This window comes from Pseudoalteromonas sp. BMB (genome assembly GCF_001709235.1).
In the GTDB taxonomy this organism is placed as follows: domain Bacteria; phylum Pseudomonadota; class Gammaproteobacteria; order Enterobacterales; family Alteromonadaceae; genus Pseudoalteromonas; species Pseudoalteromonas maricaloris.
The window spans coordinates 1-394 of the sequence record NZ_MBQA01000216.1 but is presented as its reverse complement, the minus strand read 5'-3'; the positions used below and the strand labels follow the sequence as shown (position 1 = coordinate 394).

The 394-nt window shown below is 41.1% G+C and carries 1 pseudogene; it reads left to right on the top strand.

Features of this window, described 5'->3' with window-relative positions:
- Positions 1-394: pseudogene (locus tag BB427_RS22975) on the top strand (hypothetical protein); the annotation flags it as partial.

Below are 394 nucleotides of genomic sequence, written 5' to 3'. Positions count from 1 at the left end.
GCAATTGCTGGATTTATGTTGATTGTACTGACACTGGTTGATGCATTTCCGGTAGACTATTTATACTTGAGTTTGGCAGGTCTTTTCGTCACACCTTTCTTGTTGTTTAAATTTTCTGACGCTTTACGGTTTATTGATAACATAGAGTTTAATCGTCACACCGGGTTGGTGAGAACACCTTACACCCTGTTTAGAAAACCATTTTATATCCCAATAGAAGATCTTGAATATGTGGTGGGTGTTGAGGTGAAAAGCGCAAGAGGTGGCGGCTCGTTCCAAACGGGTTATCTAAGTTGCAGAAAATATCCTGAAAAGTTTTGGTTTGGCCACGCGATCGGATTCGGAGATGGTGGAAACCTAAACGATTGGGCTCAGATAAATCGGTTTATGGATA